Source organism: Bacteroides sp. OF04-15BH, from assembly GCF_003477995.1.
GTDB lineage: Bacteria > Bacteroidota > Bacteroidia > Bacteroidales > Bacteroidaceae > Paraprevotella.
This window is the reverse complement of record NZ_QUEM01000016.1, coordinates 1-16,893: the sequence shown is the minus strand read 5'-3', so window position 1 is coordinate 16,893 and position 16,893 is coordinate 1. Positions and strand designations below refer to the sequence as shown.

Below are 16,893 nucleotides of genomic sequence, written 5' to 3'. Positions count from 1 at the left end.
TTCTGTCCGTTCATTGGGATGATTTTTTTCATGTCTTTCAGCATACTCCGCGAATGCGGTCGTCAAAGGCAGCGAGAGCGGCCTTGGCGCCTTCGCCCATGGAGATGATGATCTGTTTGTAACTTACGTCCGACACATCGCCGGCTGCATAGATTCCCGGTAGGGAAGTGCGGCCATTCCGGTCGGTGACGATTTCGCCCAGACGGTTGGTTTCTACCACTTCGCGGAACAGCTGGCTGTTGGCTGTCAGTCCGATTTGCAGGAACACGCCATCCAGCGCCAGGGTTTCTTCCTGTTCTGTGGCACGGTCTTTCAGGCGCAGACCCGTGAGCTTTTCCCCGTTGCCCAGAATTTCCAGTGTCTGTTTTCCGGTGAGCACCTCCACATTCGGCAGTGTGTGCAGTTTCTCTTGCAGCACCGTGTCCGCTTTCAGGGAATCCATAAACTCCAGTACCGTTACACGGGCACAGATTCCGGCCAGGTCGATGGCAGCTTCCACGCCCGAATTTCCTCCGCCGATGACTGCCACATGCCGTCCTTTGTAGAACGGACCGTCGCAGTGCGGGCAAAAGGCCACGCCGCGTCCGATATATTCCTGCTCGCCCGGCACATTCAGCTTGCGCCAGGAAGCACCGGTGGCAATAATCAGAGCCGGGGCTCGGAAACGTTCTCCGCCGCGGGTGTGCAGCACTTTCTGTCCCTCCTCCAGAGAAAAGTTCTCGATTTGCCGGTTGTCATACACCTGAATGTGATAGGCATCCAGATGGCGGCGCAAATCACCCGCCAGTTCTTTTCCGGTGGTATGAGGTACGGAAATGAGGTTCTCGATGCCGACGGTTTCGTTTACCTGACCACCGATACGTCCTGCGACGACTCCCACTTTCAGACCCTTTCGTGCCGAATAGATGGCTGCTGCCGTTCCGGCCGGTCCACCGCCAGCCACCAGAACATCAAAATCCACCTCCTCGGGAGAGGTTACCTCGGATGCCGGTTGCCGGCCGAGCCTTTCTTCCAGTTTGTCGAGCAATTCGCCCAAGGTGCCCCGTCCGATATGCAACACCTGATCGCCTAAAAATACCGCGGGCACGGCCTGAATTCCCTTTTCCCGGGTCTCCTCAGGATAGAGCGCACCGTCAACGGCCGTGTGCCGGATGCCGGGATGCAGCAGGGCGATGGTGTTCAGAGCCTGCACCACATCCGGACAGTTGGTACACGACAGCGACATGTAAGTGATAATCTCCGCTTCTCCTTTCAGAGCCTGGATTCGTCGTGTGGTCGTTTCGTCGGGCAGGTTCTTGCCCTTGCCGTCGGCATTGAGAATGGCCAGCAGCAACGAACTGAACTCATGTCCGCCCGGTACGGCCCGGAAGCAGATTCCCGTGTCCGAACCGTTTTTCAGGAGGTGCAGCTCCAGATCCTTTCCTTCGCGCAGGCGACAGTCCAGCCGTTCCGAGCACGACGCCGTTTCTTCCAGCAGTTCTTTCAGCTCCTGCAAAGATTTGTGGCCGTTTCTTGCAGCGATGTCGAAGAGATAGTCCGCTTCCAGTCCGGCAAAGATCTGTTTCACCTGTTCCTTTAATGATGCATCCAGCATAAAGTACCTCCTTTTTTAGATTTTACCCACCAAGTCAATGCTTGGTTTCAGAGTTTCTTCTCCTTTCTTCCATTTTGCGGGACAAACCTCGCCGTCGTGTGCCGCTACAAACTGAGCCGCTTCGACCTTACGCAACAGCTCGTCGGCATTTCGTCCGATGCTGTTGTCCTGAATCTCCACCAGCTTGATGAGACCTTCCGGGTTTACGACAAAAGTACCGCGGTAGGCCATGCCATCCTCCTCGATCATCACGCCAAAGGCACGAGACAGAGCTCCGGTAGGATCGGCCAGCATCGGATACTGAATCTTGCGGATGCTTTCAGAGGCATCGTGCCATGCCTTGTGTACAAAGTGAGAGTCCGTACTTACGGAATATACCTCGACACCCATGGCACGGAACTGCTCATACTTCTCGGCCATATCGACCAGCTCAGTAGGGCAGACAAAAGTGAAATCAGCCGGATAGAAAAAGAAAATGGCCCACTTGCCTTGAATATCCTCATTGGATACGGTTACGAACTTGCCGTTATGATAAGCCTGAACCTTGAACTCAGGTACACGTGTGTTGATAATTGTAGTCATAATTTTCTTCGTTTTAAATTGTGGTTTTGTTTGAATACTGTTTTGTAATAATTACAATGCAAAGGTAGTCCGAAGCCTCCAAGGATGCAATACCCAAAAGTGAGTAAAATGAGGTCTGCGGAAATCATCTTTTCGGCAGGTGATGATTTCCTGTTTATATATATAAGGTGTGCTTCAGCAACCGTTGGATTTTATGGGTTAATTTATATTGTTGTGCAAGGTTTTTTATGTTTTAATTGGTTAATGTATTAATCTTTTATCTTAATATAGAAATTAAAAAAAGTACTATTTATTTTTTGATATTACTATAAATCCATTGCTTTATGCATTTATTGTTATATTTATTCATTTTAATGCTGTTTTTTATTCCAAATCATTAATATTACTACTTATTGCGTAAAAAAAAAGGATATTTTTTTTGGCTTTTAATATATATCCCTATATTTGCAATCGAATAACAAATTAATTTAAAATTAAGTTTTATGCAAAAATTATCTACTTATTCAGTAAAGGGCATTCTGATGGCTTTGGTATGCTTACTGTTTGTAGGTCTTGATGCAAAAGCCGTTCGGTCTTCTGCAGTTGAAGATCTGAATATAGACTTGAAGGTGGGAGAGACTTATGAGTATAAGGCTTTCCAGTCAGTCTATGTTTCTTACGTAGCCACAGAAAATGGAGTCCTTAGATTGGAGAATCATTCTCCTTACGGTTCTTTTTTGAGTCAGACAAAAGGACGTTATGTTGACACTTCTACAGAGACTCTGAAGACAGCTGTGAATGGAGTTCTGGAAGTGGAGGTTCAGACAGGTGCCACTTATTATTTTTATCAGTGGATGATGGATGCCGGAAGCTTTACTTCTTCTTTCAGAAAAGCAGACGAGGTGAAACTGGAACTGGTGTCTGTAACTCCGCAGGAAGGTTCCGTGCTTTCTTCTGAAGACGCTTCTCTGGTGTCTTATGCCTTTAACAACGATGTGTTGATCGACAATGCCACGATTACTTCGGGAGCACAGACTGCAACCGTAGAAGTCAACATCACTTCTGAGCGTTTTGCTTCTTTGGATGTTCTGTCTGTTCTGACAGGATGGCTTAAGGAAGAGAAGGTAAAGGCCGGTGATGATTTGACCATTACTCTGAACAAGGTACGTTATGCTAAAGACCAGAGCATTATCTACGGAGAAGACGGTTCTTTGAGCGTAACCTATAAAATAGCTGCAAAAGCTCTGGAACTGGTTAGTGTAACCGGTGCATCTCTGGATAAGTTCACCGATTTCCTTTCATATTATGTTCCTTCAAATCCTGCATCCAAGATTGTCTTGACTTTCGACGGCAATCTGTTGAATGATGCCAATGATGCTCCGAAGGCTGTTTTGAATTATGGAGATCTGGATCTGGATGCAGTCGGTGGTTATTATCAGGAGAGTATTCCGGTAACTGTCGAAGGTAATACGGCTACCGTAGATTTGTCTGGTAAACTCAGACGTACTCAGGACATGACTCCGAATTACAGTTCTGATGATGATATCTTCAAGATCCTTTCTATTAAGGTTGCCAATCTGAAGTCTGAAGACGGACAGTATATCGCTTCTACACAGCCAGGTGCTGTCGGTTCTATTTCCTTTATGTTCAATCTGGTGGACGTAACTGCAAATGTAGCCAGTGACTTCACTCCGGCAAATGGTTCTTCACTGACCGATGTGGATAATTTGGAAATCTGGATTCAGAACGATGCTACATTGATTTATGAAGGTGTACGTTTTGACTACGTTTCCGGTGGTGCGAACAAAAGCACTATCGTCATGAACGACAAGATTGAGAAGGTTGAGGACCCGGCAGATAACACTGCCATGATTCTGACCGTACCGGTTCCACGTATGATTGCTGATGAAGGTTCTGAGGTTAAGGTATCCTTGTCTGCTTTGTCTACTGTTGATGGATTGGATCATAGTCAGGATGTAGTAGCCACTTATCAGGCACCGGTTTATTCTCCGGAAGATACCGAGTTGAAGATCTTGAGCTGTAATTACGAAAATGGTGGTTCTTACGAAAAGATTCCATCAGAAGGTACGCTGACCCTGACAACTTCTAAGGATGACGAGATTGGTTTCATGATTTTCGATATCAAGGATATTACAACAGATGAAATTGTGAAATCTACTTCAATCTTCCAGAAAGAAGAAAACGGATGGTCTAACTACTTCTATTATGACTGCGTTTTGATGGAAGGTCATCAATACGAACTGACTGTTACTGCTTATAAGGAAGAAAATGATTACAATTACGGAGCTGATCCTCTGGGAGTAGGCAAAGTTACCTGGAACGGTTTGACCAAACCTTATGAGTACAGCGACGCAACTCTGGTAAGTATCACTCCGGAACCGACACCGGAAGACGATACCAATCTGGAAACTCCTGTGAAGATTGAAACTGCTGACGAGGATTACAGCATTGATTTGACTTTCAGTAAGGCTGTTGATGTCAATGCTTTCATTATCCAGGGATTCGGTATGACCGCTGACTTGAAGTCAGTTACTTCAAATGAGGACAAGACCGTTTGGACTTTGGTTATCGGTAAGGAATATCTGGCTTCAGCTCCAGAAACAATTCAGCTTTCTGTTTCTGCAAAGGATGAGCAGGGAAGAACAGTTAAGGCTACTCATGGAGAAGATGATGGCAGCTACTGGATTTTATACTATTCTTGCACAGTACAGGTTCCGGATGTAACAATCTCTACCGTAGAAACTGCAGGCGTGGTTACCGGACTCAAATTTGATTGTACCAAGTTCCTGTCTCAGTCTTATCTGGGAAGTAAGGAAATCAAGATTTATGATTTGGCCAACCGTACCGTGGTTTATAGCATTGAGAGCGGCGCTCAGTTCACTCCGGTAATTCCTGAAGAAGAACAGGATAATCCGTTCTATCAGCCTAATTCACTGATCTATTACTTTGACAAGCCTCTGGCAGACGGAGCTTACAATGTGATTTTGCCACGCGGTTACTTCATTTTGGGTGAACAGTTTGATTCATTCAACAACAAGGAGGAAGTCTATAACTTCACTGTAGGTTCTTCAACCGGTGACGGTGAACTGGACAAGACCTTTGAACCTGCATCTGTAACTCCATCTGGCGAAGAGTCAGTCTACAGCATTAAGGAAATCCGCCTGAAGATGTCGACTACATTCTCTCTCAATGAGAAAGATCCTAAGGAAGTCAGTCTGGTGGGACGTCTGAGCGGTAGCACAATTACCGGTACTTTGAGCCGTGATCCGGAAGATGAGTTCTTCACCATTCTGGTAACTTTGGAGAAGGAAGTGACTACTCCTGATTCTTACATGTTGATCATTCCGGAAGAAGCCTTCGGTGATGATGAGTATGGTGCAACTGAGTTTGCCGGTGGTAAGTGCAATCCTAAGTTGATGTATTCAATTGTTGTCGTTGCGGCTCCGAAACCAATCGAAATCACTCCGGCCGACGGTGCTGAAGTGGAAGAGTTGAGCGAATTCTTCTTCAAGGGCATTGAAATCAATGATTATGCCAAGGAGATGGTTCTGAAGGATAAGGATGGTAACGAACTGGCTAAGTTCAATGCCGACAAGTTGGAATGGGTATTCGAAGATGGTAATTGGGAAAACTTCTTGGGTTACCGTTACACTTTGGATGAGACAATCACTGAGCCGGGTGACTACACTCTGGAGATTCCGGAAGGCATGCTGGCTTACTCTAACTTCGAGCCAATACCTGCCATGACATTGACTTACCACATTGCTGGTCCGGCTACCGGTATTCAGAATGTATGGGGCGACAATGCTCAGGTAACCGTTTACACAATTGATGGTGTATTGCTCTATCATAAGGCTGATGCTTCCGTAGTGAAGAATCTGAAGAAAGGACTTTATATCATTAATGGTAAGAAGGTAGCTGTTAAATAATTTAATTGACAGATAAATGATTGGGAGGAAAGGTAACAGACTGTGTTATCTTTCCTCTTTTTTCCCGCAACCGGTTGGGCTGCGGGTTTTTAAGATTTAATAAACATGATATTATGAGTATTATCGGATTGAAAAAAAATCAGAAAAGAATGCAGGGATCTTTGCGTTTCAAGACACTGTCCATGGCGCTTCTGTGTTGCGCTTCCTTGGCAGCCTCACCCGTGATCCGCAAGAGCATCACGGTGACTGGGCCGGATGGAAGCGAACTGGTGCTGATGCCTCATGGCGATGAGTTCGGAGTGTGGTATACCGATACAGAAGGACGGGTGATGGTGCAGGATGCACAGGGTAATTTTGTGTATGGCCGTCCGGATGCCGCTGTTGTCAACCGGACCAGAGCGGCAGCCCAGAACCGTATCGGCGAGATGTCCATTCACGAAGGAAGTCCCCGCATACCGGTTATTCTGGTTTCTTTTGCGGACAAGGACTTCTCGGAAAAGGATCCGAAGGCCGGATTTGAAAACCGTTTGTGCAGAGCGGCTACGCGCAGTGAGGTGGAAGCCGGAAACGGTTCTGCCTATCAGTATTTCGCCGATCAGAGCGACGGCAAGTTTACACCCGAGTTTGAAATCATCGGTCCCTTGAAGCTGTCGCAGCCCGAAGCTTCCTATGTCAATAAAGAAGCCGAAATGGTCAGCGAGGCCGTAGCTATGGCCTCAGAACAGGGTATTGTGCCCGACTGGTCGGTCTATGACAGCAATGGGGACGGAATGGTGGACGCATCGTATGTGATCTTTGCCGGTGAAGGACGGCATGCTCATCCTCAGGACATGACGCTGATCTGGCCGCAGACCTCTGTATTTGTGAATAACCCGCCGCAGGCTGACGGAGTGACTTTCCATGCTTATTCCTGCTGTAATGAACTGCTATATGATGAGCTGGACGGCTTTGGCACGTTCTGCCATGAATTCAGTCATCAGTTGGGATTGCCGGACTTCTATCGCACCGACGGAGGCATCCTGACCGAGTTTAATATGGGCCCCTGGTCTTTGATGGATTACGGCGGTTATAACGGCGGCGGTTACCTGCCTGTGGGTTATCGTGCTTTGGAGAAATGGTGTATGGGATGGACCGAACCGGTAGAGCTGGACAAGGCGGCTACGATTGTGGGCTGGCCGGCGAATGCGGCACCGCTCAAGGTTTCCAATAATGTGGATAATTCGGAATACTATATTCTGGAAACAATCGACGGAAAGGGATGGAACCATGACTGTCCGGCTGAGGGTATTCTCATCACGCACGTTTATCTGCCCGGCGGATTTAATTCCAATTCCTGGAAAGACAATTCTCTGAACAACAGTGCTGCTCCCAGCGTGCATGTGATTGCTGCCGACAATGAGCGTCTGCAACTGGTAACCGGAGTGAACGAGGCGGAATATGAAGAAAGCATCCGTCATGACCTGTATCCGAACGAGGCCGGTAATAATGAGCTGACCGATACATCAACTCCGGCGGCGAATGTATATGTGGGTCTTTGGGGACTGATGGGCAAGCCGATAACGGAAATGACTTATGATGCACAGACCGGACGGGCTTCATTCCAGTTTATGGGGGGAGACGACCAGAATGTGATTACCTCGGTCAATGCTCCGCTCCTACAGGCCGGAGCAGAAGAAGGTTGCTGGAGTCTGGACGGATTGCGTTGGGACAAAAAGCCGAATCAGAAGGGTATCTATATTGTTCGCGATGCACAGGGAAATCTGATCAAAGTGCTCCGATAAGACTTGGGGTATCGTGATAAAATAAACCGCCCGGACTCAGTGTTTCCTTCACTGTTGTCCGGGCGGTTTGTTTTTTATGTCTCAGAAGCGGGTTAGCGGGTCAGTTCCAGATTCAGGAACTGGTTGATGGCTCCCATATTCTGATTGTTCTTATAGGCAGACAGGGCAAATCCTCCCATCTTCTTTCCATCCTGGAAAGTACTGTCGGCCTTGAAGGGATAACTGAGCTTGTCGTTCAGATATTCCGGATTGCAGAAATAGTGGCGTGCCACGGTTTCCTTTTCCTTGGAATAGATAATGTTGTCTTCCGACAAACCGCAGACATATACCTGATATTGTGAATTGAACATACCGGCATAACTGTTGGTGACAATGGCCAGACTATTTCCGTATGCTACGACCGGAATACGGATTCCATCTTGCAATCCTTCGATGACCATCTGTCCGGGATGACTTTCATCGGCAATGAGCTGAATCGGCTTTTGCTGTTGCTTGCCGCTTTTATCCTGCCATTGTGCAGTCCAGTTTCCTAAGAAGTCGCTGGTTTCATACTGGTAAATGCCTGTCGTGATGGTCTGGTTCAGAGAAGCACAATAGAACTTCACCAGGGCATAGCGCGGTGCTCCACTGGTATTGGAAGTGATGCTTAAAGTGGTGCCGTCAGAACCGATATTCGGGGTAATCCAGGAAGCATCGGTTGAAGATTCATAATCGAAAACGGTTTTGATGGCGTAGGCCAGATCCTGTTGTTTGTTATTTACTACAAAGGTATCCTGTCCGGCATCGCTTCTGAAATAACCTCCGGCTTGTGAAACCGGCACCTTCTGACTTCCGTCGGCAGAAGTGATGGTGACGATAGCCGTACGGCCCTCCAGGGAGGTATTGTTGGATACCTGCAGGAGCACGCTGTCCTGCTTGCAGGTTACCTGGCACCAGTCTTCAGAAGAACTTGCTGTAAAATTGCCGGATTGAGACAGGACAATGTAACCCTTGGATTCTTTGGCCTGAAAGTAAGCTTCCGATTTAACGACCTGCAAAGAGTAAGTGCTCTCTTCTTCATCCTGGCAACTGATGGCACCCATGCAGAGCATGGGAACCATCAGAAAAGGAATATATTTTTTCATTATTCTTGTTCTTTTTGTTTAAACTCAATGTTGTTGTAACTCTCCAAAACACCGATAGGGGAACTTTCCAAAGAGAATTCCTTGAAGGCATAGAAAACGAAACCTTCCAATGAAGTACCCGAAGAGCGTCCGTTGTCCTTGAAGGTGAGAATGCGCGGAGACAGCTGCTTGGCTTCGCTGACAATTCCGGCAGTTTCGGTCATGAACATGGTTCCCTGATCCGGGTTCCAAGGGCAGAGATACAGATAGGCATTTACTTTCTCTCCGCTTTCATAGGTCAGCTGTACTGCGGTAAGGAACTGGGTGCGGAACTCCAGCATACCGGTGATTCTGTTGTAGAGTGCTTTGGTTTCTACCTTCATGCTTCCGCAAGGAATCTTTACCGACAGCGTGTCGCTTTCGTTCAGGCGGGTGAATTCGATGTTCACCGTGGTGTCCTTGCGCTCAAACATATAGCTGTAGCTGGCTTCCCATTCATTATCTGTATAGAACTCAATAGGAACCCAATAGTCTGGGCGTTCATATTGCAATACTACGGAAGCATCTGTGGTGGCAGTAAACTTCTTGTCTGTGACATTCCAGGTGAACTCGTTCACTGTAACGTCGTTTACGGTAAGCGGTTCAAACAGGCGGATACCTTTATCGGTATAGGCAAAAGAAGTTTTTTGAGTGGTTTCTTTGCCGGTACCATCGGTCTTGCTGATGATCAGGACATTGGACTGAGAATAAATGTTCTTGTTGAAAGCATAGCCGTTCTGATAACCGACGAGTGTCGCATACTCGGCGCTTTCTTCGCGAACTTTCTTACAGTTGTTCAGGTAAGTATCCCAATCCATATCCTCTGCCATACGCTTCATGGTCAGAATCGTATTGTGTTTCTTTCCTTTCAGGGTGATGGCATCCGGAGTGGCATTGGTAATGACAAACTCAAAGTCGCCTTCCAGACCATCGGCATCGAACACACCCTTAGGCTCAGACCAATAGTGAATCAATGCATTGTAGGTGCAGAAAGATAGGGTAGGACCCTGATCCTTCAGCAAAGAATATTTGGAAGTGACACGTTCGCCCACTTCTACGGCCTTGGCTTCGCCATAGCCTCTGACACGGGTGTCGGAAGCAATCGTGACATCTTCTCCTTCGAATTTCATGAGAAGAACCACACCGCCGATATCGTGCATTTCTCCTCCAGCATAATATTCCAATAACCAACCGTTGGGGGCTTCGGTCAGAATTTTCTGATATTCCTTCAGACTTGCTTCAACACGCTGGCCGGGCTCTTCATTGAAAATTTCCTCTTCGCTGAAGAAGCAGGATTGCATCAGCAGGGATATCAAGAACAAACAACTGATTAAACTATATTTTTTCATACCGTTTCTTAATTAATATTTTCTAGATCCAGATTGTGAATTTCGCTGCAACGACGCTGCACCACGCTGCGAAGCTCGTCCATGTCAATATTCCAGGATTCCTGCATGTAGGTCTTGACCAGCTCCAGTTTGCGGGTAACCAACTGGGCACCTTCTTCACCGCAATCCTTCAGCATGGCATCCCATGAAGCCTGGTCTTGGGTGATATAGGTTGACAAGGTCTCTGCAAAATCCTCGTCAGGCTGTTCCATGGCATAAGGAGTTACGAACCCTCTCTTATGAGCTGTGGAATCGGCTGTCTCTTCCCACTGTGAGCCGATGTATCCGCTTTCGGTGATTGTCTTGAAATCGGTGCTGTAAGGCTTGGTCTGGTGCAGGATATGAGAGAACTCATGGTGCATGACGTGGAAATAGCTTGTGTTCAGCTGTTCCGGATGCTGGATATAGTTGTCGATATAGTTTACATTGTAGAGCATGACCTTCATACCTCCTTCAGCAGTACCCAGCATCTCGGTTTGGGTATCGGCATTATAGGCTGATGAACCGATGAGCATGATTTGTTTTGGCACATAAGTACGCATGAAGTCGATTCCGGCTACTTCGTCATAAGCTTCCAGCCACACGTATTTTACGATCTTTGAAAGCTTGATGGCATTCTCCGTCTTTACCGGAGCCAGGTCATAAGCCAGATTGCTCTCGATGTCTTCCCATTTGTATTTGACATCAATATTATAAGGAGCTACATAATTCTTCAGCAGCCATTGGTCGAAAGCGTTACGCTCGGGAGCTGTGGTGTCGAAATTACTTCCCGGAGTTATTTCGTCCCGGTCGCATGAGGTAGCACCGAAACAGCAGGCTGCCAAAAACAGATAACCTATATATTTTCTAATCATTGGGTATACTTGTTTAATAATGATCTATATATGATATGTTATGATCTCGGATTCGCTTCCAGACCAGCCAGAATAACATCTGCCGGAAGCTGGATGGCGCGGCGTGGATCGTCGGCTTTCAGTTCATCGGTTACGGTGATTTCCTTATCCTCAATAATTCTGCGGTAAATGGTAATACCATAGCGCTTGATGTCGCCCCAACGCAGACCTTCATGCAAGGTGGTGATACGACGGGCGTGCAGGATGAACTGAATCAGGTTTTCCTGTGTTCCGGCTTCCAAAGCAAAATCCGGATGAAGCTCTTTCTTCACGGTCGGTTCAGTCGGTGTGTAGTAGGCAATATTACCGTAGAACTGGTTGATGTTCTCTTCTGTCAACTGTACCTTGGAAGTGGTGTAGGCATTCAGCCAGCTCTGCATGTCGGCAATGGCCTTGCTGTATTGCTTGGTCAGTGCATAGGCTTCGGCACGGACGAGCAAGGTTTCGTCGGTGTTGAAAGCAGAACTGATGATGTTGTAATAACCGTTTCCTAAAACCGGATCTGTATATTCCATATAATAAAGTGGGAACTTTCTGAACACCACCTTCGGAATGCTGGTATAGTCGGCCGGCTGCTGTTTCAGAGTGCTGGTGCAGTCTCCCCAAACACCGGTTGAGCTACAGGTTTCTGTTTCTGCAATTGTCGGATTGTGACAGTAACGGTTTGAGGTTGTCAACGGACCGTTGTAGAGTCCCCAGAAAGAACGTGAGGTGACCAGCAGCAGGTTGGCCTGTTCCGTCGAACTGATGTAGGCGTTAGGTTGATGATCTTCATTTAAAGACAACTTACCCAAGGCCTCCCAGTCACGCAGTACCAGACTGGCATTGTCGCCCAGAACTACGTTGGCACATTCAATGGCGCGTTCATATTTTCCATAATACAAATAGAAACGTGCGGCAAAGGCATAAGCAGCCTTACGGTTGAAGTGATATTTCGGAACACTATAATTATTGTCGTCCACTAAGGCGAGACCTTCTTCGATATCTTTGGCGATCTTTTCGTAAGTCTGACCGATTGTTCCGCGCTCATAGCTTGGATTGACCGTAGTTTCCGGTTTGGTGCTGTAAGGAATACCCAAAGCTGTATTCTGATTGCTGGTAGTCCAGGCATTGCAGAAAATGTAGCTCAGCATGAAGTGTCCGTAAGCACGGCACAAAAGAGCTTCGCCTTTCTGTGCTTTCAAATCCTCCGTGTCACCCAGTTTCTCGATAGCTTCCAGAGCATGGTTGCTGACGGCAACAGCCTTGTAGCAGGCTTCCCAGTAAGCTCCCGGACTGTCATTGCCGGATTCTTTAGTGTCTTTCCAGTGATAGACCTCTTCCGAAAGACGGTCTAACTCCATATTTCTGGAACCGTTGTCATCGGTATTGTCTGATGAAAATTCTGCCAGCATATTCCAATTGGCAGTGGGGTAGGCATCCACAAGCACTTTGCTGATCTTTTCAGGGGTGTTCAATTCTGTACGGTTATCAGGCATTGTATCCAGAAAGTCGTTGCATGAGGCGCATGCAAACAGAATAGATGGAACAACGATTGCTTGCAATATTTTTTTCATTTTCTTTTTCTATACTTTGTGATACACTATTAAATTCCTAATCTAAGAGTAAAGGTGAACTGACGGGGTACTGGTGAAGCAACACCACCGGAGTTGATGAATTCCGGATCCTGTCCGTTCAGCTTCTTGTCTGCATAGAGAAGGCAAAGATTGGTTGCCTGTAATTTGGCGGACAGGCTGGACAGCTTCAGAGTTGAACAGATCTTTTTCGGGAAATCATAGTTCAGGGAAATTTCCTTCAAACGGATGAATCCTCCGTCGGCTACTCTTTCTGTTGAATAGTTGTAAGCGTTATATGCTGTTGCGAGCTGTGTATTGTTGTAATACTGACGGTAGCTCAGGATGGTCGGAATTGTGGTGTGTTCCTCGTCACCCGGCTTCATCCAACGGTTTTTGAACTCGCGTGAAGTAGCGGTAAGGTCTGTATATTTGGCACTGAATACAGGGTCCAGACGAACTACATTACCTCCTGAATAGGTGATATAGACATTCAGACGGAAATTCTTGTAAGAGAAAGTATTTCCCAAACTACCGCTGAAAGTCGGGTCAGTCGGTCCTTCGTATTTCAACCAGGAGAAGTCGTCGCTGTATTGGAAACTCAGGTCTGTGCTGGTAATCTCTCCCTTTTCGTTATAGAAGGTCGGGATACCGTTTTCGTCCAGTCCGGCAAACGGAATGGAGAACAGACCTCGGTGTGGATAACCCACCATGGTGAATCCGGTTCCGCTCACATAGTCCATTGTAGAGGCGATGGCATTCAGCTGGGTCACCTCATTCTTGTAAACAGAGTAGATGAAGTCGGTTGTCCATCTGAAGTTCTTGTTCTGAATATTGGTTGAAGAGATGCTCAATTCAAAACCATGTGACTTCATGGCTGCAACGTTTGCGTATTTGGAGATCTCTCCTCCCACACCCTGAGTTCTGGTTGTTCCGATCAAATCGTGGTTGTCACGGGTATAGAAATCCATGCTGGTGTTGATTCTGTTGTCGAACAGACCGATTTCCAAACCGACGTTGAACTCAGTTTTCTTTTCGTAGGTCAGATCATCATTGGCCAGCATCACCAGTTCCAGACCACTTTCCTGAGTACCGGTCATAGGACGGAACGGATTGTAGCTGGAGAATATGGCTGTTGAATTGGTCAGGTTCGGACCACGGTCTCCGGTCAGTGAGTATGACAATTTCAGTGATGCAGTAGAGACAACCTTTTTCAGGGGTGCGAAGAATTTCTCCTGATCCAGGTTCCATCTGCCGGAAATGTTCCAGGTGGGCAACCAGCGTGCAGAGCGTGAACGGCCCAGCTGGTTGGTTCCTTCGTAACGTACGGTACCGTTTACAGAATATCTCTGCTGGTAGGCGTAGTTGGCATTCAGGAAGAAGGCTGCACTTCTGGAGTGAGAATGTGACAGACCGTAATAGCTGGTTCCCTGTTCAATGGCCTGTTTGAAATACTGGTAGATATAGAATGGAGTTTCTCCCATTTCATATTGCATACCGATACCATTGAAGGTAGAATAGTCATAGTCTGTGGCATTGGTTTCCATACCTCCGTATACGTTGGTCAGATGGTCGTCTTTCCACAGGCGGTTCCAAGAGAATGAAGTACGGAAATCAAATCCTTTGGTCTTATAGTCTGTACGGCGATAGATACCTCCTTCCGGGAGAACGGTGATCGGCAGGTCATAAGGATGATCCGGGTCTGGATACAGTTTATCATTGGAGTCAATGATGATAGAGTTGTCCATGGCGCGGTAGGCATTGGCCTGATTGGACTCATCCATGATGAAGTGCTCATTGTCGATGGTGTTATACTTCAGGGCACCCAAAACGCTTAATTCCAATTCCTTCACAGGAGCCCACTTCAGTTCGGTCTGGAACTTCAGGTCAACGGTATTCAGTTCAATGAAGTTGTTGTCCAGTTCCTTGAAGATATTGAAATCGGCATAATTGCGTCGGTAAGTTTCTTTCGGATCAAGTGTACGTGAAGAATTCAAAGCATAAGAGTAGGGGTTAATGTCAAAATCACGACTGATTTCTCCATCTACCAGATTGACGGCCTGACTGGAAGTTCCCGGCGCGTTCTGCTTTCTGTAGGCTGCATTGCTGAGCAGGTTCAAAGTTACTTTCTTACCTAACTTATAAGAAGTGTTCAAATTGGCAGTATAGCGCTGAACACCACTTTTCAGATACCATCCCGGATCGTTCATCACACTCAGGGAAGCGTAATAAGTAGCTTTGTCACTACCGGAGGAAACACTGATAGAGTGGTTCTGCATGATTGAATTGCTGAACAGTTCGTCGAACCAGTCTGTGTTTCTCTGTTCTGCCATTTGCAGATAACCGTTGCGTGCTTCAGTAGTGTTTGCCAAGGCAAACTGTCCGGTTGTCGGATCGTAAGTATTGATCAGCTGCCACATTTTTCCATAAACTCCGCTGTTGGGAGCATTGTACAGACCATTTGTGTTGTCACCGGAGAAGTTCAGCCAACCTTTTGCAGCCATTTCGCGGTACACATCCATCTGGTCTTTGGAGTTCATGATGTTGTAGTTGTTGTAGCTGGGTTTCATACGGGTGGTGAATTCTCCCGTATAATTGATGCGGCTTACACCGGCCTTTCCTTTCTTGGTCGTAATGACAATAACGCCGGCCATGGCCCGTGCTCCATAAATAGAAGTTGCGGAACCATCCTTCAGGATTTGGAAGCTCTCGATATCGTCGGCATTCAGTCCGGCAATGGCAGAGCTCAGCAAGGTTTCCACATCACCTGTTGCCAGTTCGTCGGCACCGATGTTGATCACGTCTTCCTGGATGACTCCGTCAACGACCCACAGAGGGCGGCTGCTGCCATAAATGGAAGTAGCACCACGAACTCTGATTTTAGGAGCCGAACCGAAAGTTCCCGATACGTTCTGAACGGAAACACCGGCAGCTCTTCCTTCCAGAGAGCGGCTGATATCGGCCATACCGTCTATTTTCATTTTCTCGGCATCGATTTTTACCGTGGCACCAGAGAACAGACGTTTATCCATTTTCTGCATACCGGTGACCACTACCTCGCCCAGATTCTTTTTCTCGGATTGAAGGATTACTTTAATATTTTCCTGTATGGGAACACTCTGAGGATTAAATCCCATATAGGTAATTTCCAGAAACTTAGATTCATTCGGAATGTTATTGAGGGTAAAACGTCCGTTTATATCCGTCACGACACCCAATGAAGTACCTTTGACTTTAATAGTGGCTCCCATAAGCGGCTCATTGAAGTCGCCGTCGATGACGACACCTGATGCCTTCTTCTGTGCCCAAGAGCTATAGCTGAAAGCCAAAAGCGAAAAAAGAAATAGTAAAACTTTGTGTTTCATAAGTTTTTTGATGTAGGTATTAAAAGGTGAGGGAGTTGTCTCCCTCACACTTTATCATGTTAATAAGAATAGATTTTTATTTCATGAGTACCTTTTGTACTGTGGTCTGACTGCCTTGCGTCACTTTAACCAGAACAATACCCTTATATCCCGGTACGGTCAGTCGGGTGCGTTCAGAGCAGACAGCGCTGTTCAGTACTGCACCGTTCATGCCAATCAGTTCCACTTTGGCGTCAGCTGCACCTGCGATGCAGATTTCGTTATCCTGGCAAGAAATCTGGATCTTCTGAGCGTCCTGTGCGTCTTCAATTCCAGAAGTGATGCTCAGACGAGCCTGAGCTGCATTGATATATTTACCACTGTTTCCGTCAATCATCATAACGACAACCTTGCAAGAGTTTGCATCATTATATTTGATGGCGCTGTTGGTTGTGGTGATTGTGGCTTCATAAGTCTTTCCGGCTTCTACATCAGCAGGGATATATCCTCCGGTACCGTTGAATGATGTTCCGATGCATCCCAGTGCCACGTGGTCGAAATAATATGGAATCACTTCAGCCTTACCATAGATTCCGCCTTTACCCCATTCGCCTAAGGCCGGAGAGGTTTCGTTGGCTTTGTAGTTCTGCGCCCATAAGGGCATACTGTAAATGTAGGTTTGGCAAC

The 16,893-nt window shown here is 46.9% G+C and carries 10 protein-coding genes; 2 read left to right on the top strand and 8 right to left on the bottom strand.

The window, feature by feature from the left end; all coding sequences use genetic code 11:
* Window positions 1–37 precede the first annotated feature (37 nt).
* Both ahpF and ahpC read right to left on the bottom strand, forming a co-directional pair.
* Window positions 38–1,594 carry an alkyl hydroperoxide reductase subunit F gene (ahpF, locus tag DXA74_RS08590; protein WP_118526658.1) on the bottom strand — a complete coding sequence of 519 codons (1,557 nt, stop codon included), beginning with the start codon at window positions 1,592–1,594 and terminating at the stop codon, window positions 38–40.
* Between the two features lie 15 nt (window positions 1,595–1,609).
* The gene (gene ahpC, locus DXA74_RS08585; protein WP_118526656.1) at window positions 1,610–2,176 is read right to left on the bottom strand and encodes an alkyl hydroperoxide reductase subunit C; all 567 of its coding nucleotides are present in this window, start codon (window positions 2,174–2,176) and stop codon (window positions 1,610–1,612) included.
* A gap of 482 nt (window positions 2,177–2,658) precedes the next feature.
* On the opposite strand from ahpC, the gene DXA74_RS08580 reads away from it, so the two are divergent.
* The gene (locus tag DXA74_RS08580) at window positions 2,659–6,105 is read left to right on the top strand and encodes a hypothetical protein (protein ID WP_147401063.1); all 3,447 of its coding nucleotides are present in this window, start codon (window positions 2,659–2,661) and stop codon (window positions 6,103–6,105) included.
* A 149-nt stretch (window positions 6,106–6,254) separates the two neighbouring features.
* On the top strand, window positions 6,255–7,886 hold the full coding sequence (locus DXA74_RS08575) for a M6 family metalloprotease domain-containing protein (protein WP_158576046.1): 1,632 nt from the start codon (window positions 6,255–6,257) through the stop codon (window positions 7,884–7,886).
* A 92-nt stretch (window positions 7,887–7,978) separates the two neighbouring features.
* Here DXA74_RS08575 and DXA74_RS08570 read toward each other — a convergent pair whose 3' ends face one another.
* The 6 genes from DXA74_RS08570 to DXA74_RS08545 all read right to left on the bottom strand — a co-directional run.
* A complete protein-coding gene (locus DXA74_RS08570; RefSeq protein ID WP_118526650.1) occupies window positions 7,979–9,010 on the bottom strand; it encodes a BACON domain-containing protein in 1,032 nt (343 codons plus the stop codon).
* On the bottom strand, window positions 9,010–10,377 hold the full coding sequence (locus DXA74_RS08565) for a DUF4302 domain-containing protein (protein ID WP_118526648.1): 1,368 nt from the start codon (window positions 10,375–10,377) through the stop codon (window positions 9,010–9,012). The genes DXA74_RS08570 and DXA74_RS08565 overlap by 1 nt, the downstream gene beginning before the upstream one ends.
* An 8-nt stretch (window positions 10,378–10,385) precedes the next feature.
* The gene (locus tag DXA74_RS08560) at window positions 10,386–11,270 is read right to left on the bottom strand and encodes a putative zinc-binding metallopeptidase (RefSeq protein WP_233550494.1); all 885 of its coding nucleotides are present in this window, start codon (window positions 11,268–11,270) and stop codon (window positions 10,386–10,388) included.
* 38 nt (window positions 11,271–11,308) lie between these two features.
* Window positions 11,309–12,865 carry a RagB/SusD family nutrient uptake outer membrane protein gene (locus tag DXA74_RS08555; RefSeq protein ID WP_118526646.1) on the bottom strand — a complete coding sequence of 519 codons (1,557 nt, stop codon included), beginning with the start codon at window positions 12,863–12,865 and terminating at the stop codon, window positions 11,309–11,311.
* 29 nt (window positions 12,866–12,894) lie between these two features.
* Window positions 12,895–16,227: a SusC/RagA family TonB-linked outer membrane protein gene (locus DXA74_RS08550; RefSeq protein ID WP_118526644.1), complete on the bottom strand. Its 3,333-nt coding sequence runs from the start codon at window positions 16,225–16,227 to the stop codon at window positions 12,895–12,897.
* Window positions 16,228–16,303: 76 nt separating this feature from the next.
* On the bottom strand, window positions 16,304–16,893 hold a 590-nt coding region (locus DXA74_RS08545), incomplete at its 5' end, for a DUF6383 domain-containing protein (protein WP_233550493.1).

Excerpts from the sequence above, each read along its gene's own strand:
- ahpF (WP_118526658.1), bottom strand. The coding sequence starts at position 1,594 with ATGCTGGATGCATCATTAAAGGAACAGGTGAAACAGATCTTTGCCGGA.
- ahpC (WP_118526656.1), bottom strand. The coding sequence starts at position 2,176 with ATGACTACAATTATCAACACACGTGTACCTGAGTTCAAGGTTCAGGCT.
- DXA74_RS08580 (WP_147401063.1), top strand. The coding sequence starts at position 2,659 with ATGCAAAAATTATCTACTTATTCAGTAAAGGGCATTCTGATGGCTTTG.
- DXA74_RS08575 (WP_158576046.1), top strand. The coding sequence starts at position 6,255 with ATGCAGGGATCTTTGCGTTTCAAGACACTGTCCATGGCGCTTCTGTGT.
- DXA74_RS08570 (WP_118526650.1), bottom strand. The coding sequence starts at position 9,010 with ATGAAAAAATATATTCCTTTTCTGATGGTTCCCATGCTCTGCATGGGT.
- DXA74_RS08565 (WP_118526648.1), bottom strand. The coding sequence starts at position 10,377 with ATGAAAAAATATAGTTTAATCAGTTGTTTGTTCTTGATATCCCTGCTG.
- DXA74_RS08560 (WP_233550494.1), bottom strand. The coding sequence starts at position 11,270 with ATGATTAGAAAATATATAGGTTATCTGTTTTTGGCAGCCTGCTGTTTC.
- DXA74_RS08555 (WP_118526646.1), bottom strand. The coding sequence starts at position 12,865 with ATGAAAAAAATATTGCAAGCAATCGTTGTTCCATCTATTCTGTTTGCA.
- DXA74_RS08550 (WP_118526644.1), bottom strand. The coding sequence starts at position 16,227 with ATGAAACACAAAGTTTTACTATTTCTTTTTTCGCTTTTGGCTTTCAGC.